Origin of the sequence: Halopseudomonas sp. MFKK-1 (assembly GCF_027474385.1) — a bacterium.
Lineage (GTDB): Bacteria > Pseudomonadota > Gammaproteobacteria > Pseudomonadales > Pseudomonadaceae > Halopseudomonas > Halopseudomonas aestusnigri.
Window position 1 is genome coordinate 850,020 of the sequence record NZ_CP114836.1, and the last position, 18,069, is coordinate 868,088.

15 protein-coding genes are annotated in these 18,069 nt (G+C 64.1%); 7 read left to right on the top strand and 8 right to left on the bottom strand.

Going from position 1 to position 18,069, the window contains the following annotated elements; translation table 11 throughout:
* Window positions 1-54 precede the first annotated feature (54 nt).
* Both O5O48_RS03790 and O5O48_RS03795 read left to right on the top strand, forming a co-directional pair.
* Complete coding sequence (locus O5O48_RS03790) at window positions 55-1,062, top strand: lipase secretion chaperone (protein WP_269688187.1); 1,008 nt, start codon at window positions 55-57, stop codon at window positions 1,060-1,062.
* Between the two features lie 37 nt (window positions 1,063-1,099).
* Window positions 1,100-1,750 (top strand): DUF3047 domain-containing protein, encoded by a 651-nt coding sequence (locus O5O48_RS03795; RefSeq protein WP_233048790.1) that lies wholly within the window; start codon window positions 1,100-1,102, stop codon window positions 1,748-1,750.
* On the opposite strand, the gene O5O48_RS03800 is transcribed toward O5O48_RS03795, so the two are convergent.
* Genes O5O48_RS03800 through O5O48_RS03810 form a run of 3 tightly spaced genes read right to left on the bottom strand, consistent with a single transcriptional unit; the run spans window position 1,725 to window position 4,873 of the window.
* The gene (locus O5O48_RS03800) at window positions 1,725-2,072 is read right to left on the bottom strand and encodes a YdbL family protein (protein WP_269688188.1); all 348 of its coding nucleotides are present in this window, start codon (window positions 2,070-2,072) and stop codon (window positions 1,725-1,727) included. The two genes, O5O48_RS03795 and O5O48_RS03800, sit on opposite strands and share 26 nt — an antisense overlap.
* Window positions 2,073-2,095: 23 nt before the next feature.
* Window positions 2,096-2,287 carry a YnbE family lipoprotein gene (locus O5O48_RS03805; RefSeq protein ID WP_228245698.1) on the bottom strand — a complete coding sequence of 64 codons (192 nt, stop codon included), beginning with the start codon at window positions 2,285-2,287 and terminating at the stop codon, window positions 2,096-2,098.
* A 12-nt stretch (window positions 2,288-2,299) separates the two neighbouring features.
* Window positions 2,300-4,873 carry a YdbH domain-containing protein gene (locus O5O48_RS03810; protein WP_269688189.1) on the bottom strand — a complete coding sequence of 858 codons (2,574 nt, stop codon included), beginning with the start codon at window positions 4,871-4,873 and terminating at the stop codon, window positions 2,300-2,302.
* Between the two features lie 129 nt (window positions 4,874-5,002).
* Here O5O48_RS03810 and O5O48_RS03815 point away from each other — a divergent pair, with 129 nt between their 5' ends.
* Complete coding sequence (locus O5O48_RS03815) at window positions 5,003-6,439, top strand: phospholipase D-like domain-containing protein (protein WP_269688190.1); 1,437 nt, start codon at window positions 5,003-5,005, stop codon at window positions 6,437-6,439.
* A gap of 75 nt (window positions 6,440-6,514) precedes the next feature.
* Here O5O48_RS03815 and gabT read toward each other — a convergent pair whose 3' ends face one another.
* The 3 genes from gabT to O5O48_RS03830 all read right to left on the bottom strand — a co-directional run bounded on the left by gabT (window position 6,515) and on the right by O5O48_RS03830 (window position 9,940).
* Window positions 6,515-7,786 carry a 4-aminobutyrate--2-oxoglutarate transaminase gene (gene gabT, locus O5O48_RS03820; RefSeq protein ID WP_269688191.1) on the bottom strand — a complete coding sequence of 424 codons (1,272 nt, stop codon included), beginning with the start codon at window positions 7,784-7,786 and terminating at the stop codon, window positions 6,515-6,517.
* A 63-nt stretch (window positions 7,787-7,849) separates the two neighbouring features.
* Window positions 7,850-9,310, bottom strand: coding sequence for an NADP-dependent succinate-semialdehyde dehydrogenase (gene gabD / locus O5O48_RS03825; protein WP_269688192.1), 1,461 nt, complete (start codon window positions 9,308-9,310; stop codon window positions 7,850-7,852).
* Between the two features lie 162 nt (window positions 9,311-9,472).
* Complete coding sequence (locus O5O48_RS03830) at window positions 9,473-9,940, bottom strand: MarR family winged helix-turn-helix transcriptional regulator (protein WP_088276256.1); 468 nt, start codon at window positions 9,938-9,940, stop codon at window positions 9,473-9,475.
* 248 nt (window positions 9,941-10,188) lie between these two features.
* Here O5O48_RS03830 and O5O48_RS03835 point away from each other — a divergent pair, with 248 nt between their 5' ends.
* Window positions 10,189-12,264 carry a TonB-dependent receptor family protein gene (locus O5O48_RS03835; RefSeq protein WP_269688193.1) on the top strand — a complete coding sequence of 692 codons (2,076 nt, stop codon included), beginning with the start codon at window positions 10,189-10,191 and terminating at the stop codon, window positions 12,262-12,264.
* A 9-nt stretch (window positions 12,265-12,273) separates the two neighbouring features.
* Here the strand turns inward: O5O48_RS03835 and O5O48_RS03840 are convergent, their stop codons facing one another.
* On the bottom strand, window positions 12,274-13,422 hold the full coding sequence (locus O5O48_RS03840) for an MFS transporter (RefSeq protein WP_269688194.1): 1,149 nt from the start codon (window positions 13,420-13,422) through the stop codon (window positions 12,274-12,276).
* 208 nt (window positions 13,423-13,630) lie between these two features.
* Entirely contained in the window at window positions 13,631-15,130 is a 1,500-nt protein-coding gene (locus O5O48_RS03845; RefSeq protein WP_269688195.1) for an aldehyde dehydrogenase, read from the bottom strand.
* A 241-nt stretch (window positions 15,131-15,371) separates the two neighbouring features.
* On the opposite strand from O5O48_RS03845, the gene O5O48_RS03850 reads away from it, so the two are divergent.
* The 3 genes from O5O48_RS03850 (at window position 15,372) to O5O48_RS03860 (ending at window position 17,962) form a co-directional block, all read left to right on the top strand.
* A complete protein-coding gene (locus O5O48_RS03850; protein ID WP_269688196.1) occupies window positions 15,372-16,709 on the top strand; it encodes an aspartate aminotransferase family protein in 1,338 nt (445 codons plus the stop codon).
* 55 nt (window positions 16,710-16,764) lie between these two features.
* Window positions 16,765-17,127: a cupin domain-containing protein gene (locus tag O5O48_RS03855; protein ID WP_233048782.1), complete on the top strand. Its 363-nt coding sequence runs from the start codon at window positions 16,765-16,767 to the stop codon at window positions 17,125-17,127.
* A 79-nt stretch (window positions 17,128-17,206) separates the two neighbouring features.
* Complete coding sequence (locus O5O48_RS03860) at window positions 17,207-17,962, top strand: substrate-binding periplasmic protein (RefSeq protein WP_269688197.1); 756 nt, start codon at window positions 17,207-17,209, stop codon at window positions 17,960-17,962.
* Window positions 17,963-18,069 lie beyond the last annotated feature (107 nt).

The following is an 18,069-nucleotide window of genomic DNA, read 5'->3' on the forward strand; positions in this document are numbered from 1 at the left end:
ACACGGGCCGCCAGCTTCGCGGCGGCCCGCTTCCCCGACCTGCCCGAGTACATCATGAAAGCGCTTGTCTATCTTCCTTTACTCGCCGCTGCACTGCTGCTCGGCTGGCAGCTGAGTGAACCTGCGCAGGAACCGGAGATCGAGGCGGCCGACAGCCAGCTCGCCCCGAACCCGACGCCGCGCTCAGACGGGCCTCCGGCCGGCCTGCTGCGCAGCGCGCCCGTCGCGAGCCCGGCTGCCGTCGCGCCATCGCTGCGAGGCACCGATATCGACGGCCGGCTGCAGGCCAACCCCGATGGCAGCCTGCTGATCAGCGACCAGCTGCGTCACCTGTTCGACTACTACCTGAGCACCGCTGGCGAGCAGTCGCACGCCGACATCGTGCGTCAGCTGCAAGCCCTGATCAGCGCCAGCCTGCCGGACCCGGCCCGCGGTCAGGCGCTGGACCTGCTGCAGCGCTATCTCGCCTATCAGCAGCAGTTGATCACACTTGAGCAGACCTTTCCGGTCGCCGCCGATCTGGATGCGCTATGGGCGCGCCAGGACGCCGTGCAACGCCTGCGGGCCGAGCTGTTCAGTGCCGAGGAGCACCAGGCGTTTTTTGCCGGCGAGGAACTGTATAACCGCTTCACCCTGGAGCGTCTGGCGATCTTACGCAACCCTGAGCTGAGCGACGCCGACATGGCCTATGAAATCGAGGCATTGCGCGAGCGCCTGCCCGAGGACTTGCAGGCGCTGCTGGTGCCGCAGATTCATCAGGACCTGCGCCAGCAGACCAGCGCCCTGCGCGACAAGGGCGCCAGTGAAGCCGAGGTGCGGGCGCTCAGGCTGTCGCTGGTCGGTCCGGAGGCAACCGACAGGCTGGAAACACTGGATCAGCAACGCGCCGCCTGGCGGCAACGTGTGAGCGACTTCAACCGCGAGCGCGAGGCAATTCTCAGTCAGCCGGGACTGGCCGACAGTGATCGCGCCAGCGCGGTACAGGCGCTGCTTGAGGAACGCTTCGACCACACCGAACAGCTGCGCCTCAGCGCCATTGAGCCAACGGCACCCGAGAGCTGAAGCTGCCATACTGGGGCTCCCGACACAGGAGCCCACTATGCGTCAAACCCTCTTGCTGATGCTGACAGGCTTGCTGGGCAGCAACATCTGCGCTGCCCAACGCTATGATCCAGCCGACATCGTTCAGTGGCCCGAGCGCACCTTCACCCAGCCGACCGACTATCAGCTGGCAGAGCGCGACGGTCAGACCCTGCTGCGCGCCGATTGCGGCGACGGCCAGGCCAGCGCCCGTTATCTGGAACACCCGGTTGACCTGCGAGAGACACCGATCCTGCGCTGGTCCTGGAGCATAAGCCAGCCGTTCAGCCAGCTCGACGAGACCCGCAAGCAGGGCGACGACTATCCGGTGCGGCTCTATGTGGTCAGGGACGGCGGCCTGTTGCCCTGGCGCACGCTGGCGGTGAATTACGTCTGGTCATCCGTCCAGCCGACCGGCAGCCAGTGGCCCAACGCCTACACCGCCAACGCGCAGATGCTGGCAGTCAGCAGCGGCGCACCGGACGGCACGGCGCTGGTGCCGCTGGAGCGTAATGTCAGGGAGGATTTCCAGCGTCTGCACGGGCAGACGCTGGATCAGATCGACGGGCTGGCGATCATGACCGACTGCGACAACAGCGGTCAGACCGTCACCGGCTGGTACGGCACCATCGAGTGGCTGCCGGCTACTTCTGGCGCCACTGGCCGTTAAGTTTGATGTACTGCCCGCGCGGGGTACGGTCAATCGCCTTCTGGCCGGCAATCAGCTCGACGTCATTCAGCGAGATGCCGTTGTCGCGGGCCACCTTCTGGTACTCGGCCCTACGCGCCGCGTTGATCTGCTGCGCCACCTCGGCGGCGTTGCCCGACGCCCGCACCACGCCCAGATAACCGTTGGACTGCTCGCCGAGCAGCCCCGCTTCCTTGGCCGCCGGCAGGGCCGACATCGCCTCGTTCAGGCTCAGCGCCCAGGCCGAACCGCTGCCGATCAGCAGCGCCAGCAGGCAACAGGTCAGATATATCGTCTTGCGCATTGTCTTGTTCCTTATTCGCCGGCTCAGAACAGACCGCTGGATTCGTCAAAGACGTCGTCCAGTTGGCGGTCCACCTTGACGTAGATTTCGTGCTCGATCTTCACATTCAGATTGATGTTGATCGGCTCGCTCGGCGCAGCCAGCTGCACCGTGGGTCCGGCACAGGCGACCAGCAGGCCGGCCAGTGCCGCGATTATCAGACTTCGCCCGTACATAGGCGCTCCTCGTCAGGGTTGCTCTATCCGCCTTTTGAGCAGGTATTGCTGCACCCGTTGTTCAATGATGTCGCTGACCTTGCCGCTGAGTTGCAGGCTGGCCAGCAACGCCGGAATGTTCTCCTGCAGATTGATGTTCAGGTTGACCTGCCGCCCCTGCTGAAAATCGGGGTTGCTGCCCTGCAGGCGCAGCGCCAGCGTCAGATCACCGCCTTCGGCCAACTCTACCTGACTGCTCAGTACAGTGTAGTGAAATTCCTCCAGTGCTCCGGCCAGCTCGCGCATGCTCGGGTTGCTGGCCGCCAGTCGCTGCAGCTTGTCGGACTGGTAACGCAGCACACCACCGGGGTCGCGCGCAGCGACCGCGCCCTGATCGACCAGCAACTGGCCATCTCGCAACAGCACCGGCAGCCGCCCATCCAGCGTACCGCCGCCACTGAGCCCCTCAGTTGGATAGACTTCGAACAGACGGCCCAGTTCCAGCCCCTGCAGCACCAGCTCCGCGTGCTGTTCGGGCTGCGCCAGGTCCAGCGTGGCCGGGGTCAGCGACACCCGCCCTCCCAGCAGTTCGAGGGTCAGTCGCCTGGCCTCCAGGGTCCCGGTTGTCGGATGGGCCAACGCCCCCTGATAGTCCAGACTGGCCTGCAACGGTCCGGCCGGAATACCGGCGTTCAACTCGCCGACCTCCAGATCCGCCAGCACGGCGCTGAAGCGATCACCTTGCAACGAAACCTGCACTGGCGTTGTAAGCCCACTGAACGCGGTCCGATCGTAAATCCCCTTGGCACCACTGAGCCGCGCGCTCAACCCGGCGCGCAGCCCCTTGCCACTGTCTCCGGCCTGCAGCTCGGCATTAAGCTGACCGCTCGACAGGCTAAGCAGCGCAGGCCAACTGGCCAGGGTCTGCTCAAGCGGGTTACCTGCGCGGAAATAAATCGGCGCCAGCGTGCCGTCAAGCTGCCACTGGCCATTGCTGCTGACGTTCGCCTGATGATCGAGGTGCAGGCCGGCCGCGTTGGCCACCTGCCCGCGCCAGACCAGCCCGCCATCCTGCCACTCCCAGTCACCAGAGAGCGACCAGCTTTGCGGTTTGAGCTGTGCGTGCTCGGCCCGGTTGATCTCGGCGGCAAGTTCGCCGGTGGCGCTCGCTGACTGGCCCTCATCCAGCGGCAGGGTGATCGCCAGAGTGCCTACCCGCGCGGAGGTCGCCGTCAGCGCAAGCTCGGCCGCCGGTAATTGCAGACGCTGCCAGCCCAGTTCACCGACCTTGCTCAAACCGATGGTTGCCGACCGGGCATTGGCCTGCAGCTGCAACGGCAAACGCGCGGTAACCGAGCGCGCCGCCAACTCCGGCAGGGCCAGCCGTGGCAGTTGCAGCTGCACCAGCAGCGCGTCGCTGTTGATCTGCCAATCAGCCAACCCCTGCACTTGCAAAGGCCCATCCAGCTGGGCGGTGCCGCCGCTAGGCAAGGTCGCGTCAGCAGAAAACTGCAGCGCCAAAGGCTGCCCCAGCACCAGCTGTTGCTCGCTGGCCGGTTGCAGCCGCAACGCTACTTGCGCCGGCTGCAACGCGCTTGGCAGCTGCTGCAGTGTCGCCAGCAGGTCAGGCACCAACACCATGTTCAGTTGTGCGTCGGGTAACGCCCAGCGGCCTTGATCACCGCTCAGTTGCAGACTCATCTCACCGGTCAGCGAGCCCACCCCGGCAATCGCCCAAGGCTCAGGCAGCAAGACGTTCGCCTGCAGGGCAACCGCCCCGCCCAGCCAATCCTCAACGCGGGCGGGCTTCTCTGCCGGATGCAGCTGCCAACTCAGGTCGGCCTGAGCCGCGGTCGGTATCTGCTCGAACGGCAAGGCGCCCAGCGTCAGCCAGCGGCCGAGATAGCCGAACAGCCAGGGTGTCTGCGGCCAGTCGGGAATTGCCAACTGCCCCTGCCAGGCGTGCCCCTGCTGCCACTGGCTGTCGAGCCGAGCAGCCGGCAGGCCGTCAATCGCCAACGCGGCCTGCAGCGCAACACGCTCGGCGTCCAGCTGCAGGCGCGGGCTCAGCGCCAACTGCTGGCCCTCCAGATCCAGCAGCAATTGGCTGGACAGGGTTGTGCTGCCAACAGAGCGCTCACTATCCAGCCGCCAGCTGCCGGCCAGCAGGCACTGCCCCGTGCGACAGGGCAAGGTTGCCTGAATCTGCTGCAAACGTGCGGAATCAGGCAACCAGCGCGCCAGCGTGCGCCAGAAGGTTTCGTCGCCGAGAAGCACTAGAGGAGAGTCGGTTTCCGCCGCTGATGGGGCCTGCTCGGCCGCCGGCAGGTTCAGGACCAGTCGACCCGCCTCGGCACGCTTGAGCATAACGCCTGACCGCCAACCTGGCGCCAGCGCCAGTTGCTGCAGCTCGAAGGTGCTGCCGTTGTCCAGCGTCAGCGTCAACTCATCCAGCGTGAGCGCACCGGAGTGCCAGCCAGGCCCAGCCCACGTCAGCTCGCTGACACCGGCGCGCTGCAGCTGCTGGTGCAGATACAGGCGCCCGAGCAGCCCTGCCAGCACCAGCAGCAACCCAAGCAGCAGAAAAATGGAAACGCGTCGACGCATCGTCCCTACACCCAACCGGAATCCGCCCACAGGTTAGCACGCAGCCGACCCAAGACGCCTGCCAGCACCCCATTGCATTACCCAGCCCGCTTCGGCAGGCTGAACACCTGCCCACAACCGACGCGCACCATGCTCACAACAAACCTGCTCCGCCTCGGCGTTCTGCTGCTCGCCACCGCGATCCTTGTCGCTTGCCTGATCGCCGCCTGGCGCCCGATGCCCGCAGGCCTGTCTGCCAGCACCCCACTGCGCCCGGCAGACGACGCCCTGCTGCTGTTTGATCAGACCTGGCGCGACAGCAACGGCGACGAACAGATCCGGCAAGAGATCATGAACCATATCCTCGCGCTGATCGGCGAGGCCCGTGAGCTGCTGGTGATCGACATGTTCCTGTTCAACGACTTTGCCGGCACGGACAGCTATCGACCACTGTCGGCCGAACTGACCGACGCCCTGATCCACGCGCGCCAGCAGCATCCCGAGATGCCGGTGGTATTGATTACCGACCCGTTCAACACCCTGTACGGCGGTCTTGAACCTGCCCACTTCGCACGACTGCGCGCCGCCGGAGTGGATGTGGTCATGACCGATCTCAGCCGGTTGCCGGCGTCCAACCCGCTGTGGACCGGCATCTGGAGCCTGTGCTGGAGCTACCTGGGCAACAGCACCGAAGGGGGCTGGCTGCCGAACCCGGTTGGCCCGGGCAAGGTCACCCTGCGCAGCTACCTGCACCTGCTGAACTTCCGCGCCAACCACCGCAAGACGCTGGTGGTCGGCACCGGCAGCGAATGGAAGGCGCTGGTTACCTCGATGAACCCGCACGATGCCAGCAGCCGGCACGATAACAGCGCCGTGCAGTTCAGCGGCGCCGCGGCGCTGGACCTGCTGCAGACCGAACGCGCCGTCGCGCTGATATCCGGCTATCCGGCCGCGATCAACTGGCCGTCTGCACCGGCGCTTGATACCAGGCCCGCGGCTGGCAACCAGCTGCAGGTACTGACCGAGGGCGAAATCGAGGCTGGGCTGCTGCAACTGATCAACTCGGCGCAGGGTAACGACCAGCTCGACGTTGAGGTATTTTACCTGTCGTCACGGCCCATCATTGAGGCGCTGATCGCTGCCCGGGAGCGCGGCGCACGGATACGCGTGATGCTGGACCCCAACCGCGATGCCTTTGGCCGCGAGAAGAATGGCATTCCCAATCGACAGGCGGCATGGGACCTGCACGACGCCGGCATTGAGGTGCGCTGGTGCGCGACCGTCGGGGAGCAGTGTCATCGCAAGTGGGTTCGTCTGGACAGGGCTGACGGCAGTGCCGAGCTGATCACCGGTTCCGCCAACTTCACCCGGCGCAACCTGCACGACCTCAATCTAGAAACCAGCGTACGGCTGGTCAGCCACAGCGATGACCCGCAGATCAGCGCCCAGCGAGCCGACTTCGAACGCCAATGGCAGAACGCCAACGGTGCGGTCTACAGCCTGCCCTACGCAGATTTTGCAGACCACAGCCGTTGGCGCTATCTGGTCTATCGCGTTATGGAAGCGAGCGGGCTGTCGACCTTCTGAGCACCGCTCGGCGCCCATATCCGGGATGGCCGCACCAGCGTGCGGTCAGGACCACGGGCACGGCATGCTGTGCCCCTACAGCTCGGCGAAGCAGGCGGCGATGATGTCCATGCCGGCGTGCAGCTCGACATCGGTCGCGGTCAGCGGCACCAGAATGCGGATAACATTGCCGTACTGACCGCACGACAGCAGGATCAGCCCCTTGTCGCGCGCTGCCGCGACGATGCGGCCAGTCAGCTCGGCATCCGGCGAACCATCGGCAGTGAACAGCTCACAGGCGACCATCGCGCCAAGGCCGCGCACATCACCGATACGCTTGTCGTCTGCCGCCAGCGCATTCAGGCGGCCGGTGAGGATCTCGCCCACGGTACGGCTGCGCGCCAGCAGGTTTTCCTCTTCAAACACCTCCATCACCGCCAATGCCGCAGCACAGGCCAGCGGGCTGCCGGCGTAGGTACCGCCGAGGCCGCCGGGGGCGATGGCGTCCATTACCTCCGCCCGGCCGCACACGCCTGCCACCGGAAAGCCACCGGCGATGGACTTGGCGAAGGTAGTCAGATCGGCAGCGACGCCCATCTGTTCCATGGCGAAGAAGGTGCCGGTCCGGCCAGCGCCGGTCTGCACCTCGTCTGCCACCAGCATGATGCCGTGCTGGTCACAGAGCGCGCGCAGGCGCTGCATAAAGGCCGGGCTGGCGACATAGAAACCGCCCTCGCCCTGCACCGGCTCGATGACAATGGCGGCGATATCCTGCGGCTGGGCATCGTTCTTGAAAATCCGCTCGATACTGGCAATCGCGTCATCGTCACTGACCCCGTGCAACGGGCAGGGGAACTGGGCGCGATAGACGCCACCCGGCATCAGGCCCATACCTGCCGAATAGGGCACAACCTTGCCGGTCATCGACAGGGTCATCATGGTGCGGCCGTGGTAGGCGCCGGTGAAGGCAATCACACCCGCGCGGCCGGTCGCGGCACGGGCGATCTTGACCGCGTTTTCCAGCGCTTCGGAGCCGGTCGTCACCAGCAGGGTCTTCTTCGCGAAGCCGCCGGGTACCTTCTCGTTCAGGCGCTCGCACAGGGCGATATAGGGCTCATAGGCCAGAACCTGAAAACAGGTGTGGGTGAACTGATCCAGCTGACGGCGCACGGCATCCATCACCTTGGGGTGACGGTGGCCGGTATTGAGCACCGCAATGCCGCCGGCAAAGTCGATGTACTGTCGGCCTTCCACATCCCAGACGGTCGCGTTTTCCGCACGCTGTACCGCAATCGGGTGAATCTGGCTTACACCACGCGCGACAGCATTGTGCCGCCGCTGCATCAGGGACTCGTTGGTCTTGCTCATAACCGCCTCGCGGGAAGTAAGGGGAGCAAACGGCTCCCCGTCAGGTTGGTGCACAGGGGCGGCTCAGATGCCGCCCAGACAGAGGTACTTGATCTCGATGTATTCCTCGATGCCGTACTTCGAACCTTCGCGGCCAAGACCGGAGGCCTTCATACCGCCGAACGGCGCGACCTCGGTGGAGATCAGGCCGGTATTGATGCCCACCATGCCATACTCCAGCGCCTCGGCAACGCGGAACACACGGCCAAGATCACGGGCATAGAAGTAGGCCGCCAGGCCAAACTCGGTATCGTTGGCCTGACGAATCACGTCAGTCTCGTCGCTGAAGCGGAACAGCGGCGCCAGCGGGCCGAAGGTCTCTTCGCGGGCGACGGCCATGCTGCTGTCCACGCCGGTCAGAATGGTCGGCTCGAAGAAGAAGCCGCCCAGTTCATGCGGCTTGCCACCAGCGATGACCTTGGCGCCCTTGTCGGTGGCATCCTTGAGATGGCGCTGCACTTTTTCCACAGCGCGGGCGTCGATCAACGGCCCGGTCGTGACGCCCGCTTCGGTGCCGTCACCGACCTTGAGCTTGGCCACCGCATCGGCCAGCTTGGCAGCGAACGCGTCGTAGACCGAATCCTGTACGTAGATACGGTTGGCGCAGACGCAGGTCTGACCGGCGTTGCGGTACTTTGAGATCATCGCGCCCTCGACCGCGGCATCCAGATCGGCATCCTCAAAGACGATGAAGGGCGCGTTGCCGCCCAATTCCAGCGACAGCTTCTTCAACGTCGGAGCGCACTGCTCCATCAGCTTGATGCCAACACCGGTGGAGCCGGTGAAGGACAGCTTGCGCACCACCGGGTTGCTGCACAGCTCATCACCCACTTCGCGGGAGCGATCCACATCGGCAGTGACCACGCTGAACAGGCCGGCCGGCACGCCGGCCTGCTCGGCCAGGTGGGCCAGCGCCAGTGCCGAGAACGGCGTTTGCGGTGCCGGCTTGAGTACCATCGAACAGCCGGCGGCCAGCGCCGGGCCGACCTTGCGGGTAATCATGGCTGCGGGGAAGTTCCAGGGCGTAATGGCCGCGGTCACACCGACCGGCTCCTTCTGCACCAGAATGCGCTTGTCGGCCTGATGACCGGGAATCACGTCGCCATAGACCCGTTTGGCCTCTTCGGCGAACCATTCCAGGAAGGAGGCGGCATAAGCCACTTCGCCACGGGCCTCGGCCAGCGGTTTGCCCTGTTCTGCGGTCATGATGCGCGCCAGGTCTTCCTGGTTCTGCATCATCAGCTCAAACCACTTGCGCAGTACCTGCGCGCGTTCCTTGGCGGTGCGCTGACGCCATTGCTGCTGCGCCTCGCGGGCCGCTTCAATGGCGCGACGGGTTTCTTCGCCGCCCATGTTCGGCACACTGCCAAGTCGTTCATGGGTCGCCGGATTGGCGATCTCGGTACGGGCGCCCTTGTCGGCCTCGCACCAGTGACCGGCGACATAGGCTTGCTGGCGAAACAGGTCAGGGCAATGCAGTTCCATCCGAAAAGTCCTCGTAACAGGGAGTGCTTCGGCTGTCGTAACGCATTTAAAACAGCCTTGTTTGATATTTCAAACATGCTAAGCGTGCGGACGCGCGCAGGCAATACCCGGACAAAGAAAAAAGCGTTGGGACAATCGATGCCCGCGAACCGGGCACCGGAATCAGGCGGCGGTTTCGCCGTCGAACAGTTCGGGGCGTACCTGCTGACCTTCTTCAAGCAGCCCGGCAACGCGCTGCAAACTGGCCAGCAGCATCAGTTGCTCCCAGTCCGCCAGTTGGCCAAAGCGCTCAAGGAAGGCACCCGGCAGCAGCGCGGGTTCGGCCTGAATGGCCGCCAGCCCCTTTTCAGTCAGGGCCAGATGCACCTTGCGCTTGTCGCTGGTACTGCGCACCCGATGCAACAGGTCGCGACTTTCCAGACGATCAATGATGGTACTGAGCGTGGCTTGCGATACACTCACCTGCCGCGCCAGATCTCCCAGGGTGCTTTCTCCCATGGCCTTGATGCTGTGCAGAATGAGCAGTTGAATGGGCGTCAGGCCACTGTGGCGACCAAGACGCTTGGCGTGAATCTCGCTGGCGCGCTGCAAACGGCGCAGGGCAAGATAAAGATCGTGCATCATATGCATGCGTTATACCTCCCGACGACGAAGACGCTCCTTGCAAAAGTTACAGCAAGAAAAAGAGCATCTCCCAGAAAAACCTTAATAACGCGCAAAGATACACCCAATTTACTTTCACTTCAAAACAATAAGCCTCGTTCGGCTCCCCCAAATCCCCCCTGCCATTCCAGCTGCCCTGACAAGAGCCCCCTGATAGACTGCTGCCAGACACCGCCATTCAGGCGAAACACATCCGATAACAACAGTCCGTGCCGATGAAACCCACTTCGTTTCGGGTCGTGATCAGCAGCGCGTTGCTCTGCACAACCCACCTCGCGTACAGCGGCCCAGATGCGCTCAGACTGCCCTCCCAGACCGTGCTCGGTGCCAGCGATGACAGCCGTGACCTGGGCCTGCCACTGGCGCGCAGCAGCCTGTTCGCCGAGCAGCTACCAACAGCCAATCTCGGTGCCAACCTGTCCGAGCCCCTACAAAGGGTGCCGGGCCTGCTTGCGCTGAACCGCCAGAACTACGCCCAGGACGTACAGATTTCATCCCGCGGCTTCGGCGCCCGCGCCCAGTTCGGCGTGCGCGGTGTGCGCCTGCTGCAGGACGGCATCCCACTGACCATGCCCGACGGTCAAGGCCAGCCAGCGTTATTCGATCTCGATAACCTGCAACGCATCGAAGTGCTGCGTGGCCCGCTCAGCAGCCTGTACGGCAACGCCTCGGGCGGCATCATTCAAGGCTTCAGCAGCGAAGGCAGCTACTACCCTACCCTGAGCAGCCGCAGCAGCATCGGCAGCGACGGACTCTGGCGAGAACGCCTGAAGTACGGCGCTCAATATGGCGACCTCAATGTCGCCGCCAACATTTCCCGACTCGAAACCGACGGTTACCGCGACCACAGCGAAACCCGCCGCGACATGGCCAACCTGCGTCTGGGCTGGGATATCGACGATACCTCCAGCCTGACCCTGCTGTTCAGTGCGCTGGACCAGCCGGACACCCAGGACCCGCTGGGCCTGACCGCCGCCGCGCTGGCCGCTGACCGCCAGCAGGCCGTAGCCCAGGCCGAGCGATTCGATACCCGCAAAAGCGTCAGCCACCAGCAAACCGGGATGAACTACCAGCGCCGCCTGGCCAACGATGACCAGATCACCGTAATGGTCTACGGCGGCGAGCGCGACGTGCAGCAGTTTCTGGCTTTCCCCGGCGATTCGCAGTATTCCGGCGGGGGCGTCATCGAGCTTGATCGCCGTTTCGGCGGCAGCGAGCTGGGCTGGCAACGCGACACATCGCTGTTCGCATTGCCGGTCACCCTGGCCGCGGGCCTTGGCTGGAATTATCAGGGCGAAGGCCGCAAGGGCTTTGTAAACCAGTTCGGCCGCAAGGGCGGTCTGCAACGTGAAGAGTTCAACCGGGTGGAAAGCCGCGAAGCCTACCTGATCAGCACCTGGCAGCTGGCACCGCGCTGGAGCCTGACTGCCGGCGCGCGCTACAGCAAGGTCAACTTCGATTCCGACGACAAGTACCTGGCCGACGGTCAGGACGACAGCGGTTCGGTCCGCTACGACGAAACCACGCCGGCACTCGGGTTGAGCTACCAGTGGACACCGACCGTCAGCGTCTACGCCGCCGTTGGCAAGGGATTTGAAACACCGACCGCACAGGAGCTGGCCTACCGTCCGAACGGCAGCGGCCTGAATCTGGACCTGCGCCCGAGCACTGCCGATAACGCCGAGGTCGGCTTCAAACTGCGCCGTGACCGGACGCAGATCGATGTGGCGCTGTTCCATGCCCGGGTCGACGATGAAATCGTCACCGGCGAGCCGCAGCTGAACACTGACCGCTCCACCTATGCCAATGCCGGCAAATCGACCCGTCGCGGCCTTGAGCTCAGCGTCGAGCAGCAGCTTGCCTCAAGCCTGACAGGCTACCTGGCCTACACCTGGCTGGACGCGCATTTCGACCGCTACATCAACGGTAACGGCGATGATCTGGCCGGCAACCGCCTGCCCGGCGTACCGCGCCACAGCCTCTACGCCGAGTTGGCCTGGCAACCGACCGAACAGGTGAGCACCGCGCTGGAAATGCAGAGCCTGAGCCAGCGCTACGCCAACGACGACAACAGCGCCGACGCCGCAGGCTATGCGGCCTTCAACTGGCGCGCCAGCTACCGCCAGCAGCTCGGCAATCTGCAGCTGGAGCCGTTCGTCCGCATCGACAACCTGACCGACCGCGAGTACATCGGCTCACTGATCGTCAACGGCGCCGGCGCGCGCTACTACGAACCGGCGCCGGAGCGCAGCTGGCTGCTTGGCCTGGACGTAGAGTACCGCTGGGACTGAGCCCAACCATCAGGCGCGGTCGATGCTGACCGCGTCGAACGCCCCGGGCCGGCGCGCCAGCAGCACGAAGATCAGCGCAGCAATGGCCATCATGATCGGCAGTGCGTGGCCGGTCAGCCACTGGCTGACCGCGCCCGTCAGCATCGGCCCGAGCAAACAGCCAAGGCCCCAGAGCATGGCGATGTGGGCATTGGCGCGCACCAGTTCATCATCCCGGTAACGCTGCCCAACCAGAATGATCGACAGGGTATAGAGCGCGCCGGCACTGGCGCCAAACAGCACCAGCACCGGCCAGATCAGCACCGTATGCAGTACCAGCGGCAAGGCAATACTGCTGAGCAGCAATATCAACCCGCAGAACCTGAACAGCGCGGTGCGCGAGACTCGATCCGCCAGCGCACCAACCGGCACCTGCAGCACCGCATCGCCGACCACCACGGTGCTGACCATGATCAGCGCCAGCTGCTGGGCAAAGCCCTCGCGGATCAGATAAACCGGCAGCAAGGTCAGGGTCATGGTTTCAAACCCGGCAAACAGCACCATCGCCCAGGCAATCGCCGGCAGCTGACGGATGAAGCGGCGCAGGCCACGCCCGCCTGCGGCGGCCGCATCCACCACCGGCGCACCGGAGACGGTCATCAGCATCAGACTGCCGAACACCAGCAGCCCGGTGGACAGCCAGAAACCACTGTCCGCCTCGGTGCCGATAAAGCCCAGCAGCAACGGCCCGCACAGTTGGCTGAGGGCAAAACCGCTGCCGTATACCGCCACCAGCCGCCCGCGCAGGCGATCCGGCACAATCTGATTGATCCAGCTTTCGCCAAGGATAAAGGTCACCGTCAGCGAAATGCCCAGCACCAGCCGCAGCAGCAGCCAGACCGCATAGCTCGGCCAGATCGCCAGCAGCGCAACCGATACCGCACTGCAGACCATTACCAGGCGCAGGGTATTCTCCGAACCAAGCCGTCCCGCCAGCCGCCCGCTCAAACGCGAGCCCAGCACAATACCCACCGCCGGCATCCCCGCCATGATGCCAATGGCAAAGGTGCTGTAACCCCATTCGTGCAGGCGCAGCGACACCAGCGGCAGGGTCACGCCAAGCGCCAGCCCGACGATCACCACCGCGGCGGTGACAACGGTGTAGGTTTTCCAGTTCATAGGGGTCTCAAGCTGCAAGCTGCAAGCTGCAAGCTGCAAGCTGCAAGCTGCAAGCTGCAAAAGGATTAGTTGCGCGGCGGGGCCGTCAACGATTGTTTCGTTTTTTACTATGCAAGACTGCGAGACAACCCGCGCAGCTCGGTGCTACGCGGGTTTTACTTGCAGCTTGAGGCTTGCAGTTTGCCGCTGCTCCAAGCAGCGCAGCTGCTTAGAGCTTGATCCACGTCGCCTTCAGTTCGGTGTACTTGTCGAAGGCGTGCAGCGACTTGTCGCGGCCGTTACCGGACTGCTTGAAGCCACCAAAGGGCGCGGTCATGTCGCCGCCGTCGTACTGGTTGACCCAGACGCTGCCTGCGCGCAGGGTACGCGCCGCGCGGTGCGCCTTGGACAGGTCGCTGGTCCAGACTGCAGCGGCCAGACCGTAGATGGTGTCGTTGGCAATTTGCATGGCTTCGTCGAAGCTGCTGAAGCCGATGACCGACAGCACCGGCCCGAAGATTTCCTCGCGGGCAATCCGCATGCTGTTGGTGACGCCATCGAACACGGTGGGCTCGACAAACAGCCCGCCGGTTTCTTCCATCACCCGCTTGCCGCCGAGCTTCAGGGTTGCACCGTCGGCGTGACCGGCGTCGATATAGCGCAGCACGGTTTCGATCTGGGTTGTATCGACCAGCGCACCCACGCTGGTATTCGGATCCAGCGGGTGACCCGGTGCCCAGCTGCGCTTGAGCGCCTCAACCACCTTGGCGACAAACGCCTCGCGGATCGACTCTTCCACCAGCAGACGCGAGCCGGCGGTACAGACCTCGCCCTGGTTATAGGCGATAGCGCTGGCCGCAGCTTCAGCCGCGGCATCCAGATCCGGTGCATCGGCGAAGACCACGTTCGGACTCTTGCCACCGGCTTCCAGCCAGACGCGCTTCATGTTCGACTCGCCGGCGTAGATCATCAACTGCTTGGCTACGCGGGTGGAGCCGGTGAACACCAGGGTATCGACATCCATGTGCAGCGCCAGCGCCTTGCCGACGGTGTGGCCGTAACCGGGCAACACGTTCAGCACGCCCGCCGGGATACCAGCCTCAACCGCCAGCGCAGCGACACGGATGGCAGTCAACGGAGACTTCTCCGACGGTTTCAGAACCACCGAGTTACCGGTTGCCAGTGCCGGGCCCAGTTTCCAGCTGGCCATCAGCAGCGGGAAGTTCCACGGCACAATGGCCGCAACCACACCGACCGGCTCGCGGGTCACCAGACCCAGCTCGTCGTGGGCGGTAGGTGCCACTTCGTCGTAGACCTTGTCGATTGCCTCAGCGCTCCAGCGGATCGAGCGGGCTGCACCGGGAATGTCGACCGCCATGGAATCGCCAATCGGCTTGCCCATGTCGAGGGTTTCCAGCAGCGCCAGCTCCTCGCTGTGCTGTTCGATCAGATCGGCAAAGCGCTGCATGATGCGCTTGCGCTGAACCGGCGCCTTGCGTGACCAGACGCCGCTGTCAAACACCGCACGGGCATTGGCCACCGCCTGGTCGGCATCGGCCTGATCGCAGCTGGCGATCTGCGCCAGCACGCGACCGTCGATCGGCGATACACAGTCAAAGGTCTCGCCGCTGATCGCCGGCTGATATTGGCCGGCCACAAACGCCTGGCCCTGAATCTGCAGCGCGGCCGCGCGCTGCTCCCAGTCCTGCAGACTGACTGCCTTGCTCATGTTCTGCTCCTCGCTGCTGTTGCGCTGAAGGGAATTGAAATTCCGGCAACAGTAATTCAGTCCGCGGGAATAATTCAATATTTTTGACAAACGATAATAAAAGAACCGCTCTGTTTCGCTAAACACCCCTTTGACGTTTGTTATTTTTGACATAGACTTTCCTGCATCAGCGCCACCGCCCACCCCTCCCGACGATGACGTTGCAGTCTGCCTCACTTCACCCCTCAGCCAGGATTGCATCATGACCAGCTTGCAGCACCCGACACCCGCCCAGGACCTCAGCCTTGACCCGTTCTGGATGCCCTTTACCGCGAACCGTCAGTACAAGGCCAAGCCCCGGCTGCTGGCCAGCGCGTCCGGCGTCTACTACACCGACGTCGAAGGGCGCCAGGTGCTCGACGGCACTTCGGGGCTGTGGTGCTGCAACGCGGGGCACGGTCGTCGCGAGATCTCCGAAGCCGTCAGCCGCCAGATCCAGCAGATGGACTTTGCGCCTACGTTCCAAATGGGCCACCCGCTGCCGTTCCAGCTGGCCGAGCGGCTGAGTGAGCTGGCCCCGGCAGGCCTGAACCGGGTGTTTTTCACCAACTCGGGGTCCGAGTCGGTCGATACCGCCCTGAAGATTGCACTGGGCTATCAACGCGCCATCGGCCGGGGCACCCGGACCAGACTGATCGGCCGTGAGCTGGGTTATCACGGCGTCGGTTTTGGCGGCGTATCGGTCGGCGGCATGGGCAACAATCGTAAGGCGTTCATCCCGCAACTGCCGGGGGTAGACCACCTGCCACACACCCTGGATCTGGAGCGCAACGCCTTCACCAAGGGCCTGCCGACCTTCGGTATCGAGCGGGCCGAGGCCCTGGAAGCACTGGTTACCCTGCACGGCGCCGAGAACATTGCCGCCGTCATCGTCGAGCCGATGTCGGGCTCGGCGGGCGTCATCCTGCCGCCCCAGGGCTATCTGCAGCGGCTGCGCGAGATAACCCGCAAGCACGGCATTGTGCTGATCTTTGACGAGGTCATTACCGGTTACGGCCGCGTTGGCGCACCCTTCGCCTCGCAACGCTGGGGCGTCACGCCGGACATCATCACCACCGCCAAGGGGCTGACCAACGGCTCAATCCCGATGGGCGCGGTGTTTGTTGCCCAGCATATTCACGACGCCTTCATGCAGGGCCCGCAGGGGCTGATCGAGTTCTTCCACGGCTACACCTACTCCGGTCACCCGGTCGCTGCCGCCGCCGCGCTGGCAACGCTCGATATCTATGCCAACGAACAGCTGCTGACCCGCGCTGCCGAGCTGGAAGACTACTGGGCCGATGCGCTACACAGCCTGCGCGACCTGCCGAACGTGATCGACATCCGCAACACCGGACTGGTCGGCGCCGTGCACCTGGCCAGTCGTCCGGACGCCCCCGGTGTCCGTGGCTACGAGGTGTTCGATGGCTGTTTCTGGGAAGGCGCAATGGTGCGTTGCAGCGGCGACATCATTGCCATGTCGCCACCGCTGACCGTGGAGAAGGCCGAACTGGATCGTCTGGTCGACACCCTCGCTACCGTGATTCGTCGCACCGCCTGAGCTTGTCCGGCTGCTGTCGGAAACGACGGCAGCCAAAACCTTACAGGGAGCCATCATGAGTATTTCCAGCATCATTGATTTCGCCACTGCCGACACCCCGGCAGAGCACTACCGTCCGGACGCCGCCAAGATCATCAGCGGCGACCCGGCACAGAACGTGCGCAATCACTACAGCAGCCCGGACGGCCAGTTCAGCACCGGCATCTGGGAAGCCGAACCCGGCCACTGGACCGTCAGCTACAGCGAGCACGAGTACTGCGAGATCCTCGAGGGCGAGTCGGTACTGCATGACGCCGACGGCAACAGCCGGGTACTGCGCACCGGCGACCGCTTCGTCATCCCCGCCGGTTTCAGCGGCAGCTGGGAAGTCCGCGAGCGCACCCGCAAGGTCTACGTGATCTACGAACCGGCCAGCTGATCAGCACCGCCGGTTTGACGTATCACGCCCCACCACCTAGGTTGGAGAAGAAGCCATACGGATAAGGCGGGAGCAATTGGTGAGGCGTCTTGTCTTTCTTGTCAGCCTGTTATCACTGTCACTGACGGTACTTCCAGCCTGTGCCCAGGAGCCGGCTCCGCTCGAGTTCGCGCTGGCCGACTTCCCCCCGTACTTCCAGATCGACGACCAGGGGGAGCCCGGCGGCCCGGTGCTGGCGCTGGCCGACGCGCTGTTTGCCGAGGCCGACTTGCCCTTTGCCACACGCGCTTACCCCCCCGCCCGTCTGTACAGCAGGCTGCAGCAGGGGCAGACGACCGTCTCCATGGGCGGCGAAGGGCACCCGGGAATGCTGGTCGGCGCCCTGCAGGGCAATGTCCCGGTGTTCAACCTGGCCCTGAACATCTACCGCAAGCCGCTGCAACCGGCCATCCGCAGCCCGGCGGACCTGGCAGGCAGCAGCGTGATTCTGATTGGCGCCTACCGTTATGGCGCACTCGGCGAACAGCTCAAGGCCCCCGGCGCTCGGGTTCGGATTGCCTACGCCAACAGCCACTCCGGGGCGTTGCAGATGCTGTTGCACAATCGCGCGCCCTATCTGCTCAACTATGACGATCCGATGCGCAGCCTGATCGATGCGCTGCCGGCCGACAGCATTGCCAGTGACCCGCTGGTGCGTATGGATGTCTACCTTTTCATATCCCGCGCCCATCCCGATGCCGAAGGCCTGCGTGATCGGCTGGATGCCGCACTGCGCAGGGTAAAACAGCGCGGCGATGTACAACGGATTCTGGCCGCAGCGCTTTACCGGCAGTGACCTGCAGCCCGGCCCGATTACAAAACACAGTGGTCTAAACGTGACCAGCCGGTTACATTTCTCGTCAGCACTGACATCGAAACCAACAATCCAATAGTCCCATTGAT